Below are 23,782 nucleotides of genomic sequence, written 5' to 3'. Positions count from 1 at the left end.
CCTTTATGGGGTAACGCTATTATTGATTGGATAAATATGGATGGGCGCGATAGGGTGAAGGCATAGTTGCGTATCCATACCCAACACAATCAAGCACAGAGATAGGAGATTCCATGGCTGACGATATGAAATGCCCGATGCGCCAAGGTTTTAAAACCGGCGACATCGCCAATAAAAGCTGGTGGCCAGAGCAGCTGAACGTCAAAATTCTCAACCAGAATGCGCCGCAAGTCAGCCCGCTGGAAGATGATTTCGATTATGCGAAAGCGTTTGAGTCGCTCGATTATGACGCGCTGAAAAAAGATCTCGCTGACCTTGTGACCGACAGCCAAGACTGGTGGCCAGCTGACTATGGCAACTATACTGGCTTTTTCGTCCGTATGGCTTGGCACAGCGCCGGCACATACCGCACCTATGATGGTCGCGGCGGCGCCAATTCTGGTTCACAGCGTTTCGCGCCTCTGAACAGCTGGCCGGATAATGGCAATCTCGACAAAGCGCGTCGTCTGCTTTGGCCGATCAAGCAAAAGTATGGCAACAAAATCTCTTGGGCCGACTTGATGATCCTGGCGGCGAATGTCGGCATGGAAACCTGCGGTCTGAAGACGTTTGGCTTCTCTGGTGGTCGCGCCGATTGGTTCGAACCGGAAGAAGACATTTATTGGGGCCCAGAAGCTGACTGGCTTGCGGCCTCTGGCAATGAGCACAGCCGCTATGCTGGCCAGCGTGATTACAAAGCGACAGACGCTGACGCCAACAAGCTCGAAACGCCGCTCGGCGCGGTGATGATGGGCCTCATCTATGTGAACCCAGAAGGCCCTGACGCGGTTCCAGATCCGCTCGCAGCGGCGCACGATATTCGCGTCACTTTCGCGCGGATGGCGATGAATGACTATGAGACTGTCGCGCTGGTCGCTGGTGGTCACACATTCGGGAAAGGCCACGGCGCCGGTCCAGAAAGCGACGTTGGGGTTGAGCCAGAAGGCGCACCAATTGAGAACCAAGGCTTCGGTTGGATGAACGGCTATGCTTCAGGCAAAGGCGACGACACGACCACAGCTGGCTTTGAAGGCCCTTGGACACCAACGCCAGACACTTGGGATATGACCTATTTCGAAAACCTACTCAAATATGAGTGGGAAAAGGTCAAAAGCCCGGCCGGTCACGTGCAGTGGGCGCCGGTCGCTGGCCAAGGCGCGCCAGAAGCGCCAATGGCCCACGATGCATCTAAGACCCAGCCGCTAATGATGACGACTGCTGACATGGCGATGAAAATCGACCCTGAATATGGCAAAATCTCTCAGCACTTCTTGGACAATCCAGATGAGTTCGCTGACGCCTATGCTCGCGCATGGTTCAAGCTGACCCACCGCGATATGGGTCCAAAAACCCGCTATGTCGGACCAGAAGTGCCGCAAGAAGATCTGCTTTGGCAGGATCCGATCCCAGCCCACACAGGTCCTGTGATCAATGATGCTGAAATTGCTGATCTGAAAGCGAAAATTCTCGGCTCGGGCCTAACTGTTTCACAGCTGGTCAGCACGGCTTGGGCGTCTGCGTCGACCTTCCGCGACTCTGATAAGCGTGGCGGCGCCAACGGCGCACGGATCCGTCTCGCTCCAGCCAAAGACTGGGACATCAACAAAGCCTCTGGCGTTGCTGATGTGATCGCGAAGCTCGAAGAGATCCAAGCCGACTTCAATGCCAGCGGCACGCAAGTCTCAGTCGCAGACCTAATCGTCCTTGGCGGTTGCGCGGCGATTGAGAAAGCCTCTGGCGCCAGCGTTCCATTCACCCCGGGCCGTATGGATGCGACCCAGGAGATGACCGATGTCGAGTCGTACGACGTGCTTGAGCCGAAAGTTGACGGCTTCCGCAACTATCGTGACACGCTTGACCCACGTTCGACCGAAACGCTTCTGGTCGACAAAGCCGCGCTCCTCTCGCTATCGGCGCCAGAAATGACGGTTCTGGTCGGCGGCCTGCGGGTTCTTGGCGCGAACGCCAATGACTCGTCTGATGGCGTCTTCACAGACAATGTCGGCTCCCTTTCGAATGACTTCTTCGTCAATCTGCTCGACATGAAATATGCTTGGAGTGCAGCTGACCCAATGGAAGAAGTGTTTGAAGGCAAAGACCGCTCAACCGGGGCGGTTGTCTATCGCGGCACCCGCGCAGACCTGGCCTTCGGTTCAAACTCTATCCTGCGCAGCATTGCTGAAGTCTATGCCCAGAGCGACTCCAAAGAGCGCTTCACACGGGACTTCATCAAGGCCTGGGACAAGGTGATGAACTTGGATCGCTTCTAGACTTTAAGCGACCTGAAATAGAAAAGGCGGTCTCCGCGGAGACCGCCTTTTTATTTGGGTTCAATCAAATCCCAGAGATTGCCAAACGGGTCTTCGAACACCGCGACCGTGCCATAGGGTTCGCGGCGCGGGGTTTCGCGAAAGGTCACGCCGGTTGCGAGCATCGCAGCGTGATCCCGGGCGAAATCGTCCGTATGCAGAAAGAAGCCCACGCGGCCACCGGTTTGGTGGCCGATAGCGGCGTCTTGGGCTGGATCGTCAGCTTTCGCGAGTAGCAGCGCTGTTTCAGCACCTTTCGGCGCCACGCGAACCCAGCGTTTAGTGGTGCTGAGCGCCGTATCTTCGATCAGTTCGAAACCAAGTTTTCCGACATAAAAGTCAATGCCAGCGTCATAGTCAGGAACAATGAGTGTGACGCTGGCTATGGTTTGCGTCACGCCGCGACCTCTTCCATCTCGCCCGGATCATAATTCAAGATCGGTCCCAGCCAGCGTTCCGCGACGCGCAGCTCCATGCCTTTGCGGTTTGCATAGTCTTCAACCTGATCGCGCTCGATCCGGCCAACGGCGAAATAGACGCTCTCAGGATGACCAATATAAAGCCCAGAAACTGATGCGGCGGGCGTCATGGCGAAACTAGACGTCAGCTCCATGCCGATCCGATCGGCTTCCAACAGGCGGAACAAAGTCTCTTTCTCGGTATGATCCGGCTGGCAAGGATAGCCTGGCGCGGGTCGGATGCCGGAATAGCTTTCCTTGATCAGCTCAGCATTTGAGAGCGCTTCATCGCTGGCATAGCCCCAATGATGTTTGCGCACTTGCTCGTGCATATACTCGGCCATGGCTTCGGCGAACCGGTCGGCGAGCGCTTTGACCATGATGGCAGAATAATCATCGCCTTCGGCTTCGAACTTTTTCGCGATCTGTTCGGCCTCCGGGCCAGAGGTGACGGCAAAGCCGCCAATATGATCGCCGGCTTCGGCAACAAAGTCCGACAGCGCGAAATTGGCGCGCGTATTGTCTTTGACCATTTGCTGGCGCAGCGTGTGGAACGTGTCGCCGGTCTCGAGCTTGATGTCATCGCCCGCTCGCTCTGCGCCCCAGAAGCCGATCACAGCTTTAGGCTTGAACCAATCCTGGCCGAGGATTTGCTGCATCATATTTTCAGTGTCGCGCCACAAGTCGCGGGCGGCCTCGCCGACAATCTCGTCTTCGAGAATTTGCGGGAAACGCCCGGCCAGGTTCCAGCTCGAAAAATAAGGCGTCCAGTCGATGTAACGCGCGAGTTCAGAGAGGTCGAACTCTTCAAATATCTTCGTGCCCTTAAAGCTCGGCGCTTGCGGGGCTGGCGCCTCCAGCTTGTGGGCATGAGACCGGGCGACCTTGATCGGGTGACGCGGTTTTGGTGGACCGCCCGCCCGGCTGTCGCGCATGCGCTGATATTTAGCCTGCGCCGTCTCAACGAATAGAGGTCGGTCTTCGTCAGACAGCAAAGCCGAGACCACACCCACCGCGCGGCTAGCATCGGTCACGTGAATGGTCGGGCCATTGTCGCGGGCCGGATCAATCTTGACCGCTGTGTGCGCCGGCGAGGTCGTCGCGCCGCCTATCAGCAGGGGCTGTTTCATGCCGGTGCGCTGCATCTCGCGGGCGACATAGACCATCTCGTCCAGGCTCGGTGTGATCAGGCCGGAGAGGCCAATGATATCGACTTTCTCTTCTTCGGCTTTTGCGAGAATGTCCTCGCACGGCACCATGACGCCCATATCGACAATCTCATAGCCATTACAGGCAAGCACGACGCCCACGATATTCTTGCCAATATCGTGCACATCGCCTTTGACGGTTGCCATCAAGACTTTGCCGTTTGAGACATCGACCGTGCCGAGCTCTTCTTTCTCGGCCTGCATGAAGGGGTCGAGATAGGCGACGGCGGCTTTCATAACGCGCGCCGATTTCACCACTTGTGGCAAGAACATTTTGCCCGAGCCGAACAAGTCGCCGACCACGTTCATGCCGTCCATCAACGGACCTTCAATGACGTGAAGCGGACGGGCGGCAGCGGCGCGAGCTTCTTCAGTGTCGGCGTCAATATATTCGGTGATGCCATTGACCAGCGCATGCTCGAGCCGCTTGTTCACGGGCAGCTCGCGCCAGGATAGGTCTTTTTCCGCCGTCTTGCCTTTCTGGCCGCGGAACTGTTCGGCATAATCGACAAGGGCTTCGGTGCCCTCATCATTGCGGTTGAGGATGACGTCTTCGACCAGCTCGCGCAGCTTCGGCTCAATCTCATCATAGATGTCGAGCTGCCCGGCATTAACGATGCCCATATCCATGCCCGCTGGGATCGCATGGTAAAGGAAAACCGAGTGCATCGCCCGGCGGACCGGCTCGTTGCCGCGGAACGAGAAGCTGACATTGGAAAGCCCGCCCGAGATATGACAGCCGGGGCAAGTCTCGCGGATCACTTTGGTCGCTTCGATGAAATCGACGGCGTAATTATTGTGCTCTTCAATCCCGGTGGCGACGGCGAAAATATTCGGGTCGAAAATGATGTCTTCGGCTGGGAAGCCAACTTCTTCCGTGAGGATTTTGAAGGCGCGTTGGCAGATCTCAATCTTGCGCGGGGCGGTGTCGGCTTGGCCGACCTCGTCAAACGCCATGACCACGACGGCAGCGCCATAAGAGAGGCATTTGCGCGCCTGTTCGCGGAACTGGTCCTCGCCCTCTTTCATCGAGATTGAGTTGACCACGGCCTTGCCCTGTACGCATTTCAGGCCAGCCTCGATAACCTCCCATTTGGAGCTATCAATCATCACCGGTACGCGGGCAATGTCCGGCTCGGCTGCGATCAGGTTGAGGAATGTGGTCATCGCCTCAGCGCCGTCCAACATGCCCTCATCCATGTTCACATCGATGATCTGAGCGCCATTCTCAACTTGCTGGCGCGCAACTTCGACGGCGGTCGCGTAATCGCCATTGACGATCAGCTTACGAAACCGCGCTGAGCCGGTCACATTTGTGCGCTCGCCAATATTGACGAAGTTCTGGGAGGCTGAGGTCATTTTTGTGCTTGTTCTCGCAGTTGAGGTCGTGGCGAACTACTGTTCCCAGATCGTTTCGAAGCTGCCGATTAGCATGCGAGCACCATCGAACGGCATCTCCATCGTGTCGTCATTAAAGACCGGGTCGGCCATGCATTGTTCCATGCCTTTGTCGCGAGCCTCTTTGGAGGGCCACTCGATCCAGGAAAAGACGATCACTTCACCGGGCTCGGCTTTCACGGCCATCGGAAATGAGGTTACTTCGCCGTCTGGGACCTCGTCGCCCCAATTGTCCATCACGCGCAGGGCGCCATACTTTTTGAACACCGGGCCCGTAACGCGGGCATGTTCCAAATAGGCTTCTTTGTTGGCCGCCGGCACCGCGGCGACAAATCCATCAATATAAGTCATAAGTTCTCCTCCCGAACCAGGCCTTTCAGGCCATCAATGCTTTCCGCATTTTTCGCGTAGCGGCTTTCCACCCATTCTTCGGTCGATTTATTGTCGACATAGCGGGTCAGCTGATCGCGCTCGCCTTTGAACTCATAGAAGGGCACGCCCCAGCCGCAGCTATCTTGAATGCGGCTGAGTTTAACTTTGAACACCCCGCGCGCGCGCTCAAACCCTGGGAACATGCCGAGCATCTCGTCCCATTCGGGATGGTGCGGATTGACGACTTCGCCCGTTCCAAACAGGCGCAAAATATTGGCTGGGCCTTCAAAGGCACAGAACATAATGGTGATGCGGCCGTTCTCTTGGACATGCGCTTGTGTTTCGATCCCAGACCCGCCGAGATCGAGCCAGGCGACGGTCGTGTCATCAATCACTTTGAACGCGTCATAACCCTTTGGAGATAGATTAATATGCCCGTCCGCCGACAGCGGCGCCGAGGCGACAAAGAACATCTTTTGCTTCTCGATGAATTTGATGATCCGATCATCAAGCTTGTCGTAAACTTTCATAGTCCATGTCTCCTTGCGCTTTGGGGGCTCTAAGATGCCAGCTCGAAAGGTTCGAGGCCAGCCAGGCGCATTGTATTTTCTGCCTCCGCTGGATTGCGCGGCTTCACACCTTGGATCGCTTCATAAATTGCCGTGATGTGCTCGGGTGTTGTGCCGCAGCAGCCGCCAAGAATATTGACGATGCCGTCTTGTGCCCAGGCGCCAACTTCGCCCGCTGTCTCATGCGGCTCTTCATCATACTCGCCCATTTCATTGGGCAAGCCAGCATTCGGATAAGCCGCAACCAAAGTGTCCGCGACGCGCGAAACAGCAGCGATGTGCGGGCGCATCAGATCCGCCCCAAGCGCGCAATTAAAACCAATTGCAAACGGCTTGGCATGGCGGACAGAATTCCAGAACGCTTCAACCGTTTGGCCTGATAGGGTACGGCCTGAGCGATCAGTAATTGTGCCGGAAATCCAAATCGGGAGCTTCTCCAGCCCTTCAGCTTCGAGATCCATAATCGCTTTGATCGCAGCTTTGCAGTTCAGCGTGTCAGTAATCGTCTCGATCAAATAGAGATGCACACCGCCTTCGTTGAGTGCTTTGATCTGTTCGCGATAGGCTTGGTAGACTTGATCAAAGGTCACTTCACGCGCGCCTGGATCATTCACGTCTGAGCTCATCGACAGCATCTTATTCAGTGGACCAATCGAGCCTGCTGCGAAGCGCGGTTTGTGCGGCTCTTTCTCTGTCCACGCATCAGCCGCAGCACGGGCCAGTTTGGCGCCTTCGAAATTGATGTCGATCACAGATTGTACGTCGAGCGCATAATCATCCTGCGCAATCGTCGTTGCTGAGAACGTGTTGGTCTCGGAAATATCTGCGCCCGCTGCATAATAAGCATTATGCAGCTCGGTCACGCGCTCTGGCCGCGTGAGGCAGAGAATATCATTATTGCCCTTCATTTGGCCGGGATACGTGCTGGCGTCGAAACGGTCGCCGCGATAGTCAGCTTCTTCCAGTCCCATGCGCTGGAACATCACGCCCCAGGACCCATCCAGAAGTAGAATACGCTCATTGGCAGCGGCGTAGAGTTGATCGATACGGGTTTTACGGTCGGTCATAGGGATTGGGCTTTCGGTTTCAGGCCAAGCAGGCGGCAGGTCGACAGCGCCAAGTTCGCTCGGTTGAGCGTATAGAAATGAAAGTCGTTCACGCCTTGCTCGGAGAGTTTGTGGCAGAGCTCAACCGCAACGTTTGCCGTGATCAGCTCTCGTGTTTCCGGGTCGTCTTCGGTGCCTTCATAAAGCTTGTGCAGCCAATCCGGAACGGAAGCTTCAACCACTTTCGCCATGCGGGCGAGGCCGTTGAAATTCGGCTGTAGCATAATGCCCGGCACAATCGGCATGGTGACGCCGCCCGCGCGTGCGCGCTCTAGGAACGACAAATAGACATCCGGTTCAAAGAAGAATTGCGTGATGGCGCGGTCGGCGCCCGCATCTTGTTTAGCCTTTAAAAAAGCAATGTCTTCGTCCCAGCCGCGACTGTCCGGGTGTTGCTCAGGATAGCATGACACGCTGATCTCGAACCGGGCGTCCGGCGCGATATCGTGCTCGCGAATGCCTTGGATCAGATCAACACTGTCGCGATAGCCACCAGGATACTGCTCAAACTGTTCGCCCATGCCGCTTGGCGGATCACCGCGAAGCGCAACCAGATGACGAACACCGGCGGCCCAAAAGTCTTCCGCGACTTTCAGAACGTCTTGTTTGGTTGCGCCGACACACGTCAGGTGCGCGGCCGGGGCAAGCGGCGTGTCCTGGGCGATCTTAGCAACCGTCTTTTGGGTGCGGTCGCGGGTCGAGCCGCCCGCGCCATAGGTGACCGACACAAATTTCGGCGCCATTGGAGAGAGGCGCGCCACAGATTCCCAGAGCTTGGCCTCCATTTTGTCGGTCTTCGGCGGGAAGAACTCGAACGAGACATCCGGAGCAGGGGTGGTTTGTTGGGCGGCGACAGCGAGCGTATTCAAGCGGCAACTTCTTGTTGATTGGCAGGCCGAGCGGCGTTCCAGATGAGAACGCTCAGGCCTTGATCAAGGGAGGCAGGGGGGTCGAAACGGAGCGGGGTTTCTAGAGCCAGTCCGGCAGCATCGGCCCATCCAGACATATCTTCTTCACGAATGCCAAGGCGGCGATGACCTTGGGTTTCACGCAAGAATTCAAGATCATGCGGGGCAAAATCGATCACTAGAAGGCGTCCGCCGGGACGAAGAATCCGGGCCGCTTCGCTGAGCAAGGCGTCTGGTGATTCTAAATAGTGGAGCACTTGGTGCACCAAGACCAAGTCCGCGCTGGCGGTTTCAAACGGGGTCGCGGTGACATCGCCCTGCCGAACGCGCGCATTGCGGATTTCGGCGCGGTTGAGATTGGCGCGCGCCACTGTCAACATGTGATGGGAGAGATCGAGGCCTTCGGCTTCCTGGGCTTGGCTCGCCAGCAAAGACAGCATGCGGCCCGTGCCAGTCCCGAGATCGATGACGCGTTCAAAACTTTGCCCTGCCACCTGGTCCAAGATCGCTTGTTCGATGGCGTCTTCAGGATAGTAGAGCGCGCGCAAGCTGTCCCAGTCTTCCGCGATTTCGGAAAAATAAGCCTCGGCAGACGAGGCGCGATCGCGGCGCACGGTCTGCAAGGCCAGCGCATCACTTTGATAGGGTTCCGAGGTCAGGTCGATTTCGTCAAACAGCGCGTTCAACACGCGGCCCGCCCAAGCTTTCGAGCGTGCGCGATAGAACACCCAAGACCCTTCAGGCAGCCGCTCAACCAAGCCCGCCGTCGCCAGAGTTTTTAAGTGATGCGACAGGCGCGGCTGGCTTTGCTCTAAGATTTGAACCAATTCGCCGACCGCCAAATCGCCGCGTCGCAAAAGCGCCAGAATACGCAAACGCGTGGGTTCTCCAGCGGCCTTCAAGGCGTCTACAAGCGTGTCGGTCGAAATGGACATAAATCATATAAACGATCATTTATATGTTTTGCAAGAGGCGATTTACGCAATCGGGATGTGTTTCGCACGCCACACTTTTGCTGTATGTCTGAATATTCACATTAGGTTTATTTGATTTCAGGCATAGGCGCCCTCATATCGTCCGCCGATAAGAAGGACCGGATACGATGAGACTAGCTCTCGCACTGACAGGATCGGTAATGGCGCTTTCAGCTTGCGCAACCACAAGCGAGGATGCGTCTGCTACGGCAGTATATGACCCTCTCGAGGGCTGGAACCGCGGTGTTTACGCGTTCAATGATGGCGTCGACCGGGCAGTTTTGGAGCCGGTGGCGAAAGGCTATCGCGCCGTCACAAATGAACCCGTTCGAGATGGCGTTTCCAACTTTTTGACGAATTTGAACCAGCCGGTCGTCTTCGCGAACACTGTTTTACAGGGCAAGCCTGGCGCCTCGCTCGATACCGCGGTCCGGTTCTTTGTGAATACAACGGTTGGCATTGGCGGAATATTTGATGCTGCGACCCCTCTAGACGTGCCTCAACACCGTGAGGACTTTGGCCAAACGCTGGGCACTTGGGGCGTTCCGAACGGACCGTATCTGGTGCTGCCTTTGCTTGGCGCTTCGAACCTACGCGACACAGTAGGTTTTGGCGTCGATATGGCGTTCGATCCCCTCAATTATGCCCAATTTGATGGCGATACTGAAGTTCGGATCGGGCGACAGGTGGCCACGGTTGTATCGGTGCGCGAAAACGCCATCGAAGCTGTGGACGTCTTACGCGATCAACCAGAACCTTATGTGGCGCTCCGCCGCAATTATACACAACAAAGAGCCGCCGCGATCCGCGACGGTCGAGAGCAAGAAGACCCGTTCAAAGATTTGCCCGATTTCGATGCTTATGATTTCGGCGATGATGAAGATTTCGAGTCGGAGGAATAGATTATGATCTCTCGGAAATGGATCCTTTCAGCGACTATGCTAGCCGTTTCGGCGCTGCCAGCTTTTGCTGACGCAAAGACAGAAGAATATGTCCGCACCAATGCCAATGATGTTTTGGCCTCACTCAATTCACCGGGCCTGACGGCGGATGAACGTCGGGCGCAGTTCCAGACTTATATGGATGAGTTTGCCAATCTCGATGCAGTCGCAAAATTTGTGATCGGCAAATATGCCAAGCGCTTTTCAGACGAAGAAATGGAAGCGTATTTAACGACCTTCCGTGAATATGCGCTGGCGGTGTACGAGTTTTACTTCAACGAGTATCGCGGCCGAGACGTTAAAGTTGTCGGCTCGACGGATCGCAATGCGCGCGACTCGATTGTTGACACCGAGATTGTCCGTGCTGATGGCCAGGAACTTGAAGTGCGCTGGCGGGTCCTCAATCGCGGAGGTAAATATCAAGTCGTTGATGTCGCTCTGAATGCCGAAGGCAATCTGATTTGGCTGGCGATTGAACAGCAAGCGCAATTCCTGTCGATTTTGGATCAAAACAATGGCTCGTCTGACGCCTTGATCAATAAGATCAACAGTATGACGGACGAATTGGTCGCGATGCGTCCTGCGGACGCGAGTTAATCGCGCGGGTCCAATAGCGGCACAGTCTGAGCTTGTCTGTCCGGGCGCACGGCCTTAAGCCGAATCCATGCTAGGGTCTCATAGAACGCCACTCGCGCTTGGGCGTGAACCCATGATGGCCTTTTTCTGGGCGATCTTGGCGCCGGTTCTATTCCTCACCGGCGCTGCCATGCTGGCGCTTCAACTCGTGCCCAATTTTACGCCCGGATCGCTGGAAGAAATCGGCGCCTATCACGCTTTGTGGCTGGTTTCCTGTGTGGCGATGGCGCTTTGGTTCGCGGCAATGAGTTTCTGGTCGAGTGCGATCGGTGCTGGCCCATTTGCCGGAGACATGCGTGCCGAACCGTCTTGGTTCTTGGTCGGCGCGATCTTGGGACCGCTAATCCTGATCATTCCGAGCTTGCTGGTGGGCAGCTTCATGAGCGAGGCGGGGTGGCAATATCGCAGCGACGTGAATGAAGCAATTTTCGCCCCGCAAAATTGGTCTCTGGCTTATATTTTTGTCGCCGTGATCATGGCGCCAGTTGTCGAAGAAGTGGCGTTTCGCGGGGTGGCATTTGGAGCGATTATCGCCCGCGGTTTGAGCCCGGCCGCTGCGATTGTGCTGTCGAGTTTCGCCTTTGCCTTTAGTCATCTGCAATACTCGCCGGCGGCCATGTTTGTGGTGTTTCTCAGCGGCGTTGGCTTTGCTGTGCTTCGTTTGCTTAGCGGCACCGTGATCGTACCAATCATCGCCCATATGACAGCGAATGCGACGGTCTTATTCTTGACCTGGATCACCACCAATCCCCCAACGTGAGGGGTTGTCTGAACCCGATTGAAGCGTCATGTGACCGCCATGAGCGACGATCTCACCAAAGAACAAATATACGATATTCCTCCCGGTTACGTTCCTCTGCCATGGCATCGAGGGTTTGGGCGCCAAGTTGGGCCGCTTTTCGAGAAACGGGATGAGACCGGGTTTACGCGCGCCTTTCGGGTCGGCGAGCATCACACCAATGGCATGATGAATGCGCATGGCGGCATGTTGATGACTTTTGCCGACATGGCATGGGGATCTGCCGTTGAGAAAGACGAAGACACTTGGTGGGTTACGATCCGCCTGGTCTGCGATTTTCTGTCTGGCGCCAAGCATGGCTCTTGGATTGAGGGCCGTGGAGAAGTGCTGTCTGTGGTCGACAATATCTACACGGTCGAGGGCCGCATCTGGAGCGGTGACAAAACGCTGATGACCGGCTCTGGCATTTTCAAAATAATCGAGAAACGAACCTAATATGGCGGATGATTTCAAAGAAATGAGCCCGGAAGAGGCAAACCTCTTAGCGCGCTATCGCGGGGCAAAACCCGAAGCCCCAGCATGGTTCAATGAAGCGGTTGAAACGCCCTATGAAGAGGGGTTTGTCGAGACCGGCGGCGTCAAAGTGCGCTATCAGGCTTGGGGCGATCCGAGCCTGCCTGGCCTAATGCTGTCGCATGGCAATGGCGCGCATGCGCATTGGTTCGACTTTATCGCGCCAGCGCTCGCCAGCCAATATCGCGTCATCGCGCCGAGCTTTTCCGGCATGGGCGATAGCGATTGGCGCGACAAATACAGTTTCGAACGCTTCGCCGACGAACAAATGGCAGTGTGTGAGCATACCGGCCTTTTTGAAGGTGGCCAAAAGCCAGTCATCGTGGCGCATTCCTTTGGCGGTTTCATCACCCTGCACACAGCCCAGAAACACTCTGACAAGTTCGCTGGGGTGGTGATTGTGGATAGCGGCTTGCGACCTCCCGAAGACGAATGGGAGGGTCCGCCCCGCCGCGCGCGCGGCAATCGCGCCTATGCCAACCTTGAAGCGGCTTTGGCGCGGTTCAGGCTCGCGCCGCCGCAACCTTGCGAAAACCACTATATCGCTGACTATATCGCTCGACATAGCCTTAAACAAACCACCAATGAGGCCGGACAAACCGGCTGGATTTGGAAGTTCGATCCGCAAATCTTCTTCAATTTCGAGTTCAGCAAAATGTCGACGAATATGCTCGATGGGATTTCCTGCCGCGTAGCAATGATGCGCGGCGCAGACTCGGTTTTGGTGACCGATCGGATTTGGGATTATATGCGCTCGCTGCGCGAGGGCATGGACATGGTCTCGATCCCGGATGCTCAGCACCATGTCATGCTGGACCAGCCTTTGGCTTTCATTGAGGCGATCAAGGATCAGCTAAATCGCTGGAATTATTAAACTTAGGCGTTGCCTTTCAGCCCGGCCCGGTTAAACACCGCGCGCCATGATTGAAATCATTCCCGAGACTCCAAGCCTGCATGCCGCTCAGATTGAAGCGCTGTATGATCGCACCTTTGGACCGGGGCATTTTGCGAAAACCGCTGAGCGTTTGCGAGAATGCAATGCCTCCCTGCCGGAGGTGACCCGGGTGGCGGTGTCAAACGGTAAAGTGATCGGGGTCTGCCGCGTCTGGCCGATCTTTGTTGGTGCGGCCCGCACGCCATCCCTATTCATTGGACCCGTCGCCGTATCGCCAGATTTCCAAGGCCAAAGGCTCGGCCTGACCATCACCGGCGAAGCGCTCGAAGCGGCCACAAAAGCCGGCTGGGGCAGCGCGATCATTATCGGCTCGCCCACCTATTTTGGCGAACTAGGGTTTGAAGTGGTCGCCCCAGACCGTTTCACCTTCCCCGGCCCGCAAGACATGAGCCGCGTCATGGTGCTCGGACTGGCAGGGGATACGGACGCACTGCTCGGTCCGCTCAGCGCGCTATAAGGGGGAAAACTTAGCCCCATCAGGCCCTCATCCTGAGCGACGTCGAAGGAGATAGGGCCGTGCTTCTCGGAACTTTGCAGTGAGCCCGCCTCGTCCTTCGACTTCGCTCAGGATGAGGCTGAAATGGGATATCCCGACCCCACGCGTCCCCCTCGACAGCCGAAGGCTGTCTGAGGGTCCATCACTGACACGCTCGCCACGACGCACTAGCCGAAGATGGATCCTCAGACCGCTTCGCGGTCGAGGATGACGCATTACGCCCCTTGTGCGTCGCTTCGCGTTAGAGGTTCGCATCCAACACCCATCACTTAGCCACGCTCATTCATTATCATTGCTCCAACACGTTCACGCTGGCGCGCCGAGTGCCGGGATCCCAAAAATGGCAAGCTTTAGGCTACGGGCAATTCGTTCGGCGCGCTCCATGAAATAATCGACACAAGCACGATTGGACGTCAGCTCATTCAGGGTGGCTTCAAACAAGCCAAGCCAAATATCAAAGTGCCCAGGTTCAACCCCTGATATTTTGCGATGTGCCGGCACTGGCTTTCCGGAATACTGCCCCGTATTCATGGCGACCGATGCCCAAAATGCTTTCATAGTCGCCAAATGAGGGTCCCAATTACCAGCGATCTGCTCTTCGAAGATCGGTCCGAGCAAAGTGTGTGCTCGAACGCGCTGATAAAAGACTTCAACCATATGATCGATGAATGCTTCATCTATGCCCAGCGCCGCCGCCCTCGCTTGGATTTCCTGACGTCGCTCGTGCGCGCTTCTGATTCTCGTCGCAGTCATGCGGCACCTTTTATCAGTTCATGTAGCAACAGGTTTTTCTGAACGAGGTCCGCTACAGAATACTCATCCAAGACACTGTAGAAAGCCTCTACAGATTGATGCAGGATCGACTTCAGCTTGCAGGCTGGCGTGATCAAACACTGATTGGTCTCAGCGGCGAAACATTCAACCAAGACCGTGTGTCCTTCTAGGTCGCGGACCATTGCGCCGACGGAAATCCTATCGGCAGGGCGGGCGAGACGGAGCCCGCCATTGCGGCCGCGGACGGCGGTCACATACCCCAATCGGCTCAATTGATTGGCGACTTTCATGAGATGGTTTTTCGAAAGATCATACTTTTCCGAGACGTCTGCGATCGTGACCAGGTCATCCTTGCAAACCGCTAAATGCATGATCATCCGCAAGGCATAGTCTGTGTGAGCTGTTAATCTCATCGGCAATCTCCAAACATGCATTTCATATATTGCTTTTTAGGAAAGACGCAATACTTATACATGTACATTATATGCATCAAATGAGAAAACCATGCTGTCACATGTCGAAACGCCCGTTCTGGATGCCCTTTATGAAGCCCCAGATGCCGCACAGGTAACGCTTGTGTCCAAACCGGAAACTCAAACCGGAATGCCGTTTCCCGATCATCCGGAGCCGGATGCCAATGGCGTCAACACATCGGTACACCCCCGGGTCTATCAAATCCTCGGTGGCCTTTTCTTTGGTATTCTCGGCGTCTTCTACATGGTGTTCGCGGCACAAGCCGATACGGTTTTCATGATTGCCATCTGCGCGGTCTATTTTGCGATGTATTTCGGCACGGTCGCAGCTTTGGTGCGGGTCACACCTGACCGCACGAAGACACGACAGGGCTTCGATTCATTCCTCAACAAGCCATTTGATACATTTACGGGGCAAATCACCGGCCGAGAGGTGGTCATGCAGATTTGCTTAGTACCTGGACTGGTTCTGACGGGATGCGCCCTGATTGGGGTAATTATCGTATCCGTTAGATAGAGCGCTCTTCTTTAGCGCCCCTCGCGGCGCCAGGCGGCGAGGAGGGCGAGGAGGATGAGGCCGATGGCTAAGAGACCAGGCAAGAGCGGCAAGCTGGTTGAGCTTCTCACCGCATAAGCGCCGCGTTCTCTGAGCCCCAGCCAATTGTTTCCGCTTGCGTCAGCGCGGCGGCCGACCAGGCGCACATTTGGACGTTGGTCGGGGCGTTCTAGGTTGAAGACGCCGCCGCCGGAAAGTGTCGTCAGCGGGCGAAAGACATCTCCAGTCGCCTCCAATGCCGCGAATTCTTTCGGATTGGCAGGGCCATTGAGCGCCACCGCTTCCAAGCCGCCAGATTGCGCGCGATAGAGGCCGAGCTGATCAACCGGCACTTCGGCGCTACAGGCGCCAGGTCCGTCATTGCGCCAGTCTGGCTCTAAGAAACTGCCATCTGGCGTCTCAATGATCAGCGGTGCCGCGCGATCAGCTAGCGTGCGCAAATTGGCGCGGACGGTGTCGCCTTGCGCGAGCAATTGTAGCTGTCGTTCGTCGAGCTCTGGCTCTTTCATCAACCAGTGGACGGAGCGACGGATCAAATCAGAGAAGGGACCGCCGCCATCATAGCCGCGCGCCCAGAGCCAGATTTGATCAGACAAAAGCTGCGCGACACGGCCATCTCCAACCCGATCCACAGCAAAGAGCGGGGCGCCGTCTTCGGTGCGCATCAGGACATCACCTGTATCCGAGCGCGCTTGAATATAGCGCAGCCATTTGCCCCAGCGCCGACCGGTAAAGTCTTCGGTGATCGTATGGCGCATGCCTTCAGGCGAGAGCGTTGGCAGCACGTCTGTATTGATGATCTCGCCCGTCGGCAGAGCCGGCAGAATCCCTGCCAAAGGCGTCCGCGCCAGGCTGGCGCCGCCCGCGAAACTCTCACCTGCAACCACCAGCAAAGCGCCGCCTTCATCCACATAGCGCGCTACATCAGCGAGATAGCCCATCGTGATCACACCGCGTCGTTCATACTGATCGAAGATGATCAAGTCGAAACCGTCGAGCTTCTGTTCGAACAATTCCTCGGTTGGGAAGGCAATCAGCGCCATTTCCTCAAGCGGGGTGACATCGCGTTTATAAGGCGGGCGCAGAATGGTGAAGTGAACAAGATCCACCGATGGGTCAGACTTGAGCAGGTCCCGCCATACCCGCCCCGACGCGTTCGGGCGGCCTGTAACCAAAAGCACACGAAGGCCATCGCGCACGCCAGAAATGGTCGCGGCGGTACGATTATTGGCGAGAGTCAGCTCTTGCGGGCCTTCAGGGGTCTCGAACACGACGATATTGTCCCCGCGCCGCTCGACTTCGATGAAAATGCTCGTGTCTTCGCCCGCTTCGACATATTGCGCCTGAGACCGTCCGCCATTCATTGCATACATGAGCGGCACCGTGCCGCCCTCGGGATCATCGACCCGGACGACGAATTCAGCCGCGTCGCCGACAATGTCGAAATTCGGTGTTTCAACCAGGGTGATGCGGCGATCGCTGGCATCGGGATCGCCGGTAATGAGCGCATGAACCGGCCCGAGTTCGCTGATCCGGCTGAGATCGCTGGGTAGATCATGCACTTGGCCATCTGTGATCAGAAGCGACCCAGCGATACGGTCGCGCGGTACATCGGCCATCAAGCCTTCAAGCGCCCCTATCAAGCGCGTGCCGTCGCCTTGGGTTTCGACTTCAACCACCCGCAAATCGATCGCGGGATTAGAATCCAGTTCATCTTGCAAGCTCGCATAGGCGGCGCTGGCAATGGTTTCCCGCGCGCCGAATTCCATACTGTCGGATCGGTCAATGACGATCGCCGCAACCGACGGTAGCGGCTCGCGCTCCTCTTCCACAATCGCCGGATTAGACAGCGCCAAGAGCCCAAGCGCGGCCGCAAGTGTTCGTGTCAGCCAGGCTTTCCGAAATGCGATCAAATAGACGGCTAGCGTGAGCCCGCAAAGTGCCATCAAGCCCCAAAAGAGCGGCCACCCAATCAAGGGATCAAATGTCAGGCGGGACGCTTCAATCATGGGATGACCTCGTCTTCGAGATCAAAATCACCGACGCCTTCATCTTCGCCGAGCCGTTCGAGCAGGGCCGGGATGTGAACCTGATCCTCCTTGTAGTTCCCGGTCAGGATGTAGATGATCAGGTTGACGCCGAACCGAACCGACATCTCGCGCTGAATGTCGCCGCCATCGACGGAATAAATCGGCCGACCACGTTCATCTATGGCCCAGGCGGCGAGATAATCTGCGTCGCCGACAAACAATCGACTGACGCCATCGCCTCGGCGTTCTGTTTTGTCCGCCGCGCCCGTCGCTTCGATCCAAAGATTGCGGTTCTCATACCGGCCCGGAAAGCCTTGGATCAGGTAATATGACCGGGTCAGAACATGATCGACCGGCACAGGAGCGAGGGCGGGCGTGTCGAGGCCCGGCAGGACTTGGTCGAGGCCTTCAAAACTGTTGCGGCCGCCAATATTGCCGCCGCGCCGTGTGTCGATGAATAGAGCACCACCATTGCGCATATAGGCATTGAGGCGGGCAACCGCAGTGCTGCTCATTGGGCTTGGATTTTCAGGCAGCGACAAGAACAGCACGGGATAGACGTCCAGCGCATCGGTCTCGGGATTAACCGCGTGCGGGGCAGCAGGCTCAACGCTCGAGCGGCGGAACAGGACGAGGCTCAAGCCTTCAAGACCGGCTTTGGTTGCACGGTCGGTGCGCTCATCGCCGGTTTCGATATAGGCCAGCCGCATTTCGAGCGCGGCGGCGATTTCCTTATCGACATTGCGCTCTGCTTGGGCGAACGCCTCGCCGGGCGCGAACATGGTTCCAGATGCGATGACCAAGACCAGTCCCGCAGCTGTTTTGCGGAGCGCAGGAAGACGGCCCGCCAACACCAAGGCCACGATCAAATCAAGACAAAGCAAGAGCATGGCCATAGCGAGCAACACGCCGCCGAGCCGCAGTGTTCTGGCTTCTGTATCGCCGAGTAGCGTCGCGGCCGCAGGCCAATTGTTCACGGCCATTGGCGAATATTCTGCGGCGATGTTGAGGGCGCGGGTACCAGCGGGGCCCTGATAGAGCCCTGGAGGGTGTTCTTCGGACGGCACCACGGCGCCGAAATCTGCAGCGCGCAAGGGTGTGGCGCCTGCACTTGGCTGGGTCAGGCGACCGGCGCCATTCAGGGTCAGAGCTGGTGAATAGAGGCCTTCTTCATCGCTGATCGCTTCGCCGCGACCGGCCGCAATCGAGCGGCGGAGCATGTCCACAAACACGCCTGCATAAGGCAGGTCTGACCAATCTGGTCCGGCGGTCACATGAAACAGGATCAATGTCCCTTCGCCGCGGCGATCTGCTGTCACCAGCGGGCTGCCATCAGCTAAGCGCGCCCAAGTGCGGCGCGAGAGTTCCGGGCCAGGTCGTGCGAGCACTTGCTGGCGCACACGGATATCTTCGGGCGGGGTCAGCCCGGCAAAAGGAGATGTCTCCGGAAACGTTCCGAGCGGTTGCGGCTCTTCCCAGGTCAGCGTGCCGCCAATTGCGCGGGAGGATCGGCGCAGGGGCGCAGGCACCAAATCGTCTGATCCAGACACGGCTTGCGGACCCGCCATTCGCGGCCCGGCAAATCGGATCAGTGCGCCGCCTTCTTCGATCCAAGTCGTCACGGCGGCGCGCGAGTCGCTATCGATTTGACCAATATCGGTGAGGATGATTGCGTCTGGGTTTTCTTCGATCAGGTCGGTCAACTCGCCTTCAGAGATCGTCGCAAACGGTTCGAGGGCTTTGCGAACATAATGGATATCCGACAAAAGCGGTTGGGCCGTGCTGTCACCGCTGACCAAGCCAACCCGGCGGGTCCGGTCTGCACTGTCCCAGAGCCAAACGGTGCCCGCAGATGCTGCGCCGGTGACCTGAAAGCGCGCCACACGCGCCAACGCAGCGGGCGGCAGCGAGAAATTCGCGGTCGCAGCGTTTTCGCCCGCCGTAAAGTCAAGGTCCGCGGTCGCGAGTGCGGCCCCATCCAAAGTCAGCGCCGAGACAAAATGCGTCGATGCATCTTCAGAGCGCGCCCGGCGAGCGGTTATGGCGACCCCTTGCGCATCGCCTTGCAAACGGGTCAGCGCCATCGGTCCGCGCGGCGTGGCGGCATAGATGCTGAGCGGTGCCAACTCGTTTAGGGCGCGGGCAAATGGGCCGGCACTTTCCGGGTCTAAGCCATCGCTGAGCCATAAGATACGGCCCGGTCGGACCTGACTGGCTTGCAAGCGAGACAGAGCATCATCGCGATCAATGCCCCATGGTTGCGGTTGCAGCGACCGGATCCGCGCTTCAAATCCTGCTCGGTCGAGCCGTTCACTTGGATCTGCGGCAAGGGCCCGGGGCGCTGTCAGTAGAATGTGAGCGGGGGTATCGCGCGCCTCGCCATTCAGGGCGGAAAGCGCGGCTGATCGGATCTCGCTCCACCGCTGCGCGCTGGTCCAGCCATCATCGACGACGACCAGAACAGGTCCAGATTCTGTGCCAGGCGGCGAGACGTTTGGCGCATAGATTGGTTGCGCCAGCCCGAGAATGGCGAGCGCGGCTGCGCCAAGCCGTAAGAGCAAAATCCACCAAGGCGTGCGGTCTGGCGTTTCTTCATTCGGCTGAACATCATCAAGCAGGCGCAGGCTGGGCAATTGCGCTTGTTTTGGCGATGGCGGCGTCGCGCGCAGGATGAACCAGATGATCGGCAAGGCGACCAAACCCAAGAGCGTGAGCGGCGCCATCAAGAGGAATGGGCCGAGCGTCACGCTTTGCCCCCAAACTGCTCCAGAGCGAATTGCATCGCAGCTGCGCCTTTTAGCGCGGTTTCGTCTGTGCGATGTTTGACTAAAGCCCAGCCCATGCCGATGGCGAGCTCGGACAAAGCGGATTCGTGGGCGTTTAGTTTTTCGAGATATTCGTCGCGAACGGTTTCGGCACGACCAAACAGGCGATCGAGCGTCGCGCCTGGACGTGAGAACTTCGTTCGGCCCTTGAACGGAAAGCTATGTTCAATCGGATCCGAGACCGCAAACAGAACGCCATGGCGACATCTTTGCGCCAGCGGGGCGAGGCGTTTGCGCCAAACCTCGATGCCATCATAGAAATCGCTGGCGATCAGGGCGACGGCGTCTGCGCGTGGCGGCTCAAGTGCATTTTGAACCGGGCCGAGCATATCTTCGGCGAGCTTATCAGGCGCGGCTTTGCCGAGGCTTGGGGCTCGCGCACCAGAGATCAAGCCGATCCGCTCGCCCTCTTTGGCAAGCGCAATGCTGAGCGCCAATAGGATGGTGCGGGCGCGATCGGCTTTGGTTTCCCGTCCAGGTTCGCTCGACCAATCAAAGCCTTGATGCGGGTCGATCCAAGACAGGACCGTACGAGCTGTTTCCAGTTCGGTCTCACGCACGAAATACTCGTCGCCCCGGGCGCTGCGCCGCCAATCAATGCGATCAGCCGCATCGGTCTGAGCATACCGTCGATATTGCCAGAATTGCTCTCCAGAGCCTGCGCGTTTTCGGCCGGCAGCGCCAGGATGGATGACATCCGCGGCGGCAGCTTGCAGCGATAAGCCCGGCAATTGGCGGACCAGCGCCTCAGCATCCGCGCGCAAGGTGGAGAGCGAGATCATGTCAGCTCTGACCCTCGAAATCGCAATTTCGTCCAAGCTCTAGCGTTTCCATCATAATTTGCTTGGCCTCGGGGTCCTGGTCAGGCGCGCGTAGCGCCGCTTCAATCTTTTGCAGCCGATGATTGATGTCATATTCTAGAAATGCGTCATCCATGCGGCCAGAATACCGAGCTTCCAGCTGTTTGCGGGCGGCTTGGATTTGAGCGTCCGGGATGTCGGCGAGCTCGTCAGGCGAGGCGCCATTCTCAGTGCCGTCACGAATGGCCTCAGTGATCGCGATCACGGTCTGAGAGGCGAGGCAATCAATGTCGGCTCGTTCTGCATCTGAGATCGGATCCACGGGGCTACACGCCGCGGTCAATGCCAAGAGTGAGGCAACAAAAGCGAGACGCATCGAGACTAGGCGGCCTTTTTGACAAGATCGTCGATCAGGTGCTGTAGGCCTGGCGCTTCGCCGGTTGGGTCATACCGCATGCCCATCCGGTGGGCGAGACATGGTTCGGCCAAGGCCTCGACGTCTTCTAGGCTGGGTGCGAGGCGGCCTCGGAGCAGGGCGCGGGCGCGGCAAGCGAGCATCAAGGCTTGGCCAGCGCGCGGGCTTGGTCCCCAATCGACGAAACGGCGAACCCGCTCATCGCCGGTCTGTTCAGGTCGGGCATCGCGAACTAGGCTGAGGATGGCATTGAGTACGCTCTCACCGACTGGCATTTTGCGGACGAGAGCCTGCAGGCCCATAAGGTCTTCTGCTGATAGGGCGGTCTGAACCACCTGTTCGTCACCGCCTGTTGTTTCGACGAGGATTTTCCGTTCGGTGTCGAGATCAGGATAGGTCACATCCACTTTCAACAAGAACCGGTCAAGCTGGGCTTCTGGCAGCGGATAGGTGCCTTCTTGCTCAATCGGGTTTTGGGTCGCGAGCACGTGGAATGGGGCAGGGAGGTCGTAGCGAACCCCGGCCACGGTGACATGTTTTTCCTGCATCGCTTGTAAGAGCGCAGATTGGGTGCGCGGTGAGGCGCGGTTGATTTCATCTGCCATCAGGAGCGAGGTAAAGATCGGGCCTTTGATGAAGCGAAACGCGCGGCTGCCATCGGCGCCTTCATCCAAGACTTCTGAGCCGAGAATATCGCCCGGCATCAGGTCTGGCGTGAACTGAATACGCGCATTATCGAGCCCAAGCGCGGTGCCAATCGCTTCGACCAATCGGGTCTTTGCCAGCCCCGGCGCGCCGATCAAAAGCGCGTGTCCGCCAGCTAAAATCGCAGACAAAGCGAGTTCGATCACGCGCTCTTGTCCAAACACTGCTTTTGCGATCTCAGATTTTACTTTTTCGAGCGTGTCGCCAGCGGCTTCTGCCTGCGCCACAATGGCCGGATTATCGGCTGCCATGAGCTCTCCATCTTCACTATCTACATCAGTCGCACTAGGTCTAGGCGAGAACAAGGCGGAGTGCCACATGAAAACAGATGGAAATTCTGTCATTTCCTTGGAGCAGGTCTTAGCGGCCATCGCCCCTGATGGGATTGATGGGCCTTTGCCGCCTGTTCATCTATGGAATCCGCAAAATTGCGGCGATATTCAAATGGAAATTCGCAGCGATGGCAGCTGGTGGTATGAAGGCTCAAAAATCAAGCGCGACCGTTTGGTGAAGCTGTTCTCGCGGATCCTGCGCAAAGATCCGGATGGCGAGATTTATCTGGTCACGCCCTACGAAAAAGTCATCGTCCATGTTGAAGACGCCCCGTTCACGGCGGTGCGGGTCGATCGGGTCGGCGCGCCGGGGCGAGATCAGACATTGGCCTTCACTACCAATCTTGGCGATGTGGCTTTAGCCGGACCTGAACTGCCGCTGCGGGTTGAGACCGATGCAGATACGCTCGAACCCAGCCCATACGTGTTGGTACGCGGCGGCTTGGAAGCGAAGCTTTCACGTCCGGTATTCTATGAGCTTGCAGAGATGGCCGAAGCCTATGAAGGCTGCGCGGGACAGCTGGGTGTCTGGTCGCAAGGCCAGTTTTTTGCGTTGGGGCCTGCCGCCTGATGAGTTTTTCGACTTTAGATGATTTCCTGCAACGGGCGACGGATCGCCTCGATCCAATCAGCGGTGATGGCCAGCTGGGTGAGGTTGGCGATCTGGATTTTGTCGATGAGGATCATATTGAACTGATCCGCCCGGCCGCCGTTTTGATTCCAGTGATCCCGCGAATAGAAGGCCCAACCGCGCTTTTGACCCGCCGCCCAGACACTATGGCGTCGCATCCTGGGCAAGTCGCGTTTCCAGGCGGAAAGGTCGATCCGGTCGATGCCGATGAGGTCGCCGCAGCTTTGCGTGAGGCCGAAGAAGAAGTTGGCGTGGTCCCCGACACAGTCGAGCTGGTTGCCCGATCTGCGCCTTATGTCACCGGAACCGCGTTTCGGATTACGCCTGTGATCGGCGTGCTACCATATGATTTTCAGGCGCAACCAGATCCAACCGAGGTCGCGGATGTGTTTGAGGCCCCGCTAGATTTTCTATTCAATGCCGCCAATCACCAAACCGGCACCGCCTTTTATAAAGGCAAGCACCGATCTTTCACAGAAATGCCTTGGCAGGGCTTTCGGATCTGGGGTGTGACGGCGGGCATCATTCGTGATCTATACGCAAACCTATATGAGACTTGA

Annotated in this window: 24 protein-coding genes; 10 read left to right on the top strand and 14 right to left on the bottom strand. The window is 57.3% G+C overall.

All coding sequences use genetic code 11. From position 1 onward, the window contains the following. Window positions 1-113: 113 nt before the first annotated feature. Window positions 114-2,309 (top strand): catalase/peroxidase HPI, encoded by a 2,196-nt coding sequence (gene katG, locus MY069_RS07460; RefSeq protein WP_482796443.1) that lies wholly within the window; start codon window positions 114-116, stop codon window positions 2,307-2,309. Between the two features lie 50 nt (window positions 2,310-2,359). Here katG and MY069_RS07455 read toward each other — a convergent pair whose 3' ends face one another. The 7 genes from MY069_RS07455 to MY069_RS07425 form a co-directional block, all read right to left on the bottom strand. Then, window positions 2,360-2,746 (bottom strand): VOC family protein, encoded by a 387-nt coding sequence (locus MY069_RS07455; RefSeq protein WP_482796442.1) that lies wholly within the window; start codon window positions 2,744-2,746, stop codon window positions 2,360-2,362. Further along, window positions 2,743-5,325, bottom strand: a complete 2,583-nt coding sequence (gene metH / locus MY069_RS07450; protein ID WP_482796691.1) for a methionine synthase — start codon at window positions 5,323-5,325, stop codon at window positions 2,743-2,745. The genes MY069_RS07455 and metH overlap by 4 nt, the downstream gene beginning before the upstream one ends. A gap of 84 nt (window positions 5,326-5,409) precedes the next feature. Further along, entirely contained in the window at window positions 5,410-5,763 is a 354-nt protein-coding gene (locus tag MY069_RS07445) for a DUF1428 domain-containing protein (RefSeq protein WP_482796441.1), read from the bottom strand. Continuing rightward, window positions 5,760-6,314 (bottom strand): pyridoxamine 5'-phosphate oxidase family protein, encoded by a 555-nt coding sequence (locus MY069_RS07440; RefSeq protein ID WP_482796440.1) that lies wholly within the window; start codon window positions 6,312-6,314, stop codon window positions 5,760-5,762. Before MY069_RS07440 ends, MY069_RS07445 begins: the two co-directional genes overlap by 4 nt. Window positions 6,315-6,343: 29 nt before the next feature. After that, entirely contained in the window at window positions 6,344-7,420 is a 1,077-nt protein-coding gene (locus MY069_RS07435; RefSeq protein ID WP_482796439.1) for a homocysteine S-methyltransferase family protein, read from the bottom strand. Further along, window positions 7,417-8,328, bottom strand: coding sequence for a methylenetetrahydrofolate reductase [NAD(P)H] (gene metF, locus MY069_RS07430; protein WP_482796438.1), 912 nt, complete (start codon window positions 8,326-8,328; stop codon window positions 7,417-7,419). Before metF ends, MY069_RS07435 begins: the two co-directional genes overlap by 4 nt. Then, the gene (locus MY069_RS07425) at window positions 8,325-9,302 is read right to left on the bottom strand and encodes an ArsR/SmtB family transcription factor (RefSeq protein ID WP_482796437.1); all 978 of its coding nucleotides are present in this window, start codon (window positions 9,300-9,302) and stop codon (window positions 8,325-8,327) included. Before MY069_RS07425 ends, metF begins: the two co-directional genes overlap by 4 nt. A 167-nt stretch (window positions 9,303-9,469) precedes the next feature. Between MY069_RS07425 and MY069_RS07420 the strand changes: the two genes are divergently transcribed. The 6 genes from MY069_RS07420 to MY069_RS07395 all read left to right on the top strand — a co-directional run bounded on the left by MY069_RS07420 (window position 9,470) and on the right by MY069_RS07395 (window position 13,642). Beyond that, window positions 9,470-10,243, top strand: a complete 774-nt coding sequence (locus MY069_RS07420; protein WP_482796436.1) for an MlaA family lipoprotein — start codon at window positions 9,470-9,472, stop codon at window positions 10,241-10,243. A 3-nt stretch (window positions 10,244-10,246) separates the two neighbouring features. After that, window positions 10,247-10,879 (top strand): MlaC/ttg2D family ABC transporter substrate-binding protein, encoded by a 633-nt coding sequence (locus MY069_RS07415; RefSeq protein WP_482796435.1) that lies wholly within the window; start codon window positions 10,247-10,249, stop codon window positions 10,877-10,879. A gap of 112 nt (window positions 10,880-10,991) precedes the next feature. Further along, entirely contained in the window at window positions 10,992-11,678 is a 687-nt protein-coding gene (locus MY069_RS07410) for a CPBP family intramembrane glutamic endopeptidase (protein ID WP_482796434.1), read from the top strand. A 39-nt stretch (window positions 11,679-11,717) separates the two neighbouring features. Next, window positions 11,718-12,152 carry a PaaI family thioesterase gene (locus MY069_RS07405; protein ID WP_482796433.1) on the top strand — a complete coding sequence of 145 codons (435 nt, stop codon included), beginning with the start codon at window positions 11,718-11,720 and terminating at the stop codon, window positions 12,150-12,152. Window position 12,153: 1 nt separating this feature from the next. After that, window positions 12,154-13,104: an alpha/beta fold hydrolase gene (locus MY069_RS07400; protein WP_482796432.1), complete on the top strand. Its 951-nt coding sequence runs from the start codon at window positions 12,154-12,156 to the stop codon at window positions 13,102-13,104. Between the two features lie 46 nt (window positions 13,105-13,150). Next, window positions 13,151-13,642 (top strand): GNAT family N-acetyltransferase, encoded by a 492-nt coding sequence (locus MY069_RS07395; RefSeq protein WP_482796431.1) that lies wholly within the window; start codon window positions 13,151-13,153, stop codon window positions 13,640-13,642. A 345-nt stretch (window positions 13,643-13,987) separates the two neighbouring features. Here MY069_RS07395 and MY069_RS07390 read toward each other — a convergent pair whose 3' ends face one another. Both MY069_RS07390 and MY069_RS07385 read right to left on the bottom strand, forming a co-directional pair. Beyond that, entirely contained in the window at window positions 13,988-14,434 is a 447-nt protein-coding gene (locus MY069_RS07390) for a group III truncated hemoglobin (protein ID WP_482796430.1), read from the bottom strand. Next, window positions 14,431-14,868, bottom strand: a complete 438-nt coding sequence (locus MY069_RS07385) for an Rrf2 family transcriptional regulator (protein WP_482796429.1) — start codon at window positions 14,866-14,868, stop codon at window positions 14,431-14,433. The genes MY069_RS07390 and MY069_RS07385 overlap by 4 nt, the downstream gene beginning before the upstream one ends. A gap of 91 nt (window positions 14,869-14,959) precedes the next feature. Here MY069_RS07385 and MY069_RS07380 point away from each other — a divergent pair, with 91 nt between their 5' ends. Next, the gene (locus MY069_RS07380) at window positions 14,960-15,445 is read left to right on the top strand and encodes a hypothetical protein (protein WP_482796428.1); all 486 of its coding nucleotides are present in this window, start codon (window positions 14,960-14,962) and stop codon (window positions 15,443-15,445) included. 11 nt (window positions 15,446-15,456) lie between these two features. Here the strand turns inward: MY069_RS07380 and MY069_RS07375 are convergent, their stop codons facing one another. From MY069_RS07375 to MY069_RS07355, 5 genes are read right to left on the bottom strand one after another with little or no spacing between them, the layout of a single operon-like run. Next, the gene (locus MY069_RS07375) at window positions 15,457-17,493 is read right to left on the bottom strand and encodes a DUF7408 domain-containing protein (protein ID WP_482796427.1); all 2,037 of its coding nucleotides are present in this window, start codon (window positions 17,491-17,493) and stop codon (window positions 15,457-15,459) included. Beyond that, window positions 17,490-20,261, bottom strand: coding sequence for a DUF4159 domain-containing protein (locus MY069_RS07370; protein WP_482796426.1), 2,772 nt, complete (start codon window positions 20,259-20,261; stop codon window positions 17,490-17,492). The genes MY069_RS07375 and MY069_RS07370 overlap by 4 nt, the downstream gene beginning before the upstream one ends. After that, the gene (locus tag MY069_RS07365) at window positions 20,258-21,121 is read right to left on the bottom strand and encodes a DUF58 domain-containing protein (RefSeq protein ID WP_482796425.1); all 864 of its coding nucleotides are present in this window, start codon (window positions 21,119-21,121) and stop codon (window positions 20,258-20,260) included. The genes MY069_RS07370 and MY069_RS07365 overlap by 4 nt, the downstream gene beginning before the upstream one ends. 1 nt (window position 21,122) lies before the next feature. Then, on the bottom strand, window positions 21,123-21,515 hold the full coding sequence (locus MY069_RS07360) for a hypothetical protein (protein ID WP_482796424.1): 393 nt from the start codon (window positions 21,513-21,515) through the stop codon (window positions 21,123-21,125). Between the two features lie 5 nt (window positions 21,516-21,520). After that, window positions 21,521-22,510 (bottom strand): AAA family ATPase, encoded by a 990-nt coding sequence (locus MY069_RS07355; RefSeq protein WP_482796423.1) that lies wholly within the window; start codon window positions 22,508-22,510, stop codon window positions 21,521-21,523. 67 nt (window positions 22,511-22,577) lie between these two features. Here MY069_RS07355 and MY069_RS07350 point away from each other — a divergent pair, with 67 nt between their 5' ends. Both MY069_RS07350 and MY069_RS07345 read left to right on the top strand, forming a co-directional pair. Then, window positions 22,578-23,162, top strand: coding sequence for a DUF1285 domain-containing protein (locus tag MY069_RS07350; protein WP_482796422.1), 585 nt, complete (start codon window positions 22,578-22,580; stop codon window positions 23,160-23,162). Continuing rightward, window positions 23,162-23,782, top strand: a complete 621-nt coding sequence (locus MY069_RS07345; RefSeq protein ID WP_482796421.1) for a CoA pyrophosphatase — start codon at window positions 23,162-23,164, stop codon at window positions 23,780-23,782. The genes MY069_RS07350 and MY069_RS07345 overlap by 1 nt, the downstream gene beginning before the upstream one ends.

Source organism: Hyphomonas sp. ske169, assembly GCF_056850855.1.
The sequence above is the reverse complement of the archived record's forward strand: the minus strand, read 5'-3'. Positions and strand labels throughout refer to the sequence as shown.

What these genes read in the sequence shown, in the direction of transcription:
- katG (WP_482796443.1), top strand. Translation starts at nt 114, where the DNA reads ATGGCTGACGATATGAAATGCCCGATGCGCCAAGGTTTTAAAACCGGC.
- MY069_RS07445 (WP_482796441.1), bottom strand. Translation starts at nt 5,763, where the DNA reads ATGACTTATATTGATGGATTTGTCGCCGCGGTGCCGGCGGCCAACAAA.
- MY069_RS07440 (WP_482796440.1), bottom strand. Translation starts at nt 6,314, where the DNA reads ATGAAAGTTTACGACAAGCTTGATGATCGGATCATCAAATTCATCGAG.
- MY069_RS07435 (WP_482796439.1), bottom strand. Translation starts at nt 7,420, where the DNA reads ATGACCGACCGTAAAACCCGTATCGATCAACTCTACGCCGCTGCCAAT.
- MY069_RS07425 (WP_482796437.1), bottom strand. Translation starts at nt 9,302, where the DNA reads ATGTCCATTTCGACCGACACGCTTGTAGACGCCTTGAAGGCCGCTGGA.
- MY069_RS07420 (WP_482796436.1), top strand. Translation starts at nt 9,470, where the DNA reads ATGAGACTAGCTCTCGCACTGACAGGATCGGTAATGGCGCTTTCAGCT.
- MY069_RS07415 (WP_482796435.1), top strand. Translation starts at nt 10,247, where the DNA reads ATGATCTCTCGGAAATGGATCCTTTCAGCGACTATGCTAGCCGTTTCG.
- MY069_RS07410 (WP_482796434.1), top strand. Translation starts at nt 10,992, where the DNA reads ATGATGGCCTTTTTCTGGGCGATCTTGGCGCCGGTTCTATTCCTCACC.
- MY069_RS07405 (WP_482796433.1), top strand. Translation starts at nt 11,718, where the DNA reads ATGAGCGACGATCTCACCAAAGAACAAATATACGATATTCCTCCCGGT.
- MY069_RS07400 (WP_482796432.1), top strand. Translation starts at nt 12,154, where the DNA reads ATGGCGGATGATTTCAAAGAAATGAGCCCGGAAGAGGCAAACCTCTTA.
- MY069_RS07395 (WP_482796431.1), top strand. Translation starts at nt 13,151, where the DNA reads ATGATTGAAATCATTCCCGAGACTCCAAGCCTGCATGCCGCTCAGATT.
- MY069_RS07390 (WP_482796430.1), bottom strand. Translation starts at nt 14,434, where the DNA reads ATGACTGCGACGAGAATCAGAAGCGCGCACGAGCGACGTCAGGAAATC.
- MY069_RS07385 (WP_482796429.1), bottom strand. Translation starts at nt 14,868, where the DNA reads ATGAGATTAACAGCTCACACAGACTATGCCTTGCGGATGATCATGCAT.
- MY069_RS07380 (WP_482796428.1), top strand. Translation starts at nt 14,960, where the DNA reads ATGCTGTCACATGTCGAAACGCCCGTTCTGGATGCCCTTTATGAAGCC.
- MY069_RS07375 (WP_482796427.1), bottom strand. Translation starts at nt 17,493, where the DNA reads ATGATTGAAGCGTCCCGCCTGACATTTGATCCCTTGATTGGGTGGCCG.
- MY069_RS07365 (WP_482796425.1), bottom strand. Translation starts at nt 21,121, where the DNA reads ATGATCTCGCTCTCCACCTTGCGCGCGGATGCTGAGGCGCTGGTCCGC.
- MY069_RS07360 (WP_482796424.1), bottom strand. Translation starts at nt 21,515, where the DNA reads ATGCGTCTCGCTTTTGTTGCCTCACTCTTGGCATTGACCGCGGCGTGT.
- MY069_RS07355 (WP_482796423.1), bottom strand. Translation starts at nt 22,510, where the DNA reads ATGGCAGCCGATAATCCGGCCATTGTGGCGCAGGCAGAAGCCGCTGGC.
- MY069_RS07350 (WP_482796422.1), top strand. Translation starts at nt 22,578, where the DNA reads ATGAAAACAGATGGAAATTCTGTCATTTCCTTGGAGCAGGTCTTAGCG.
- MY069_RS07345 (WP_482796421.1), top strand. Translation starts at nt 23,162, where the DNA reads ATGAGTTTTTCGACTTTAGATGATTTCCTGCAACGGGCGACGGATCGC.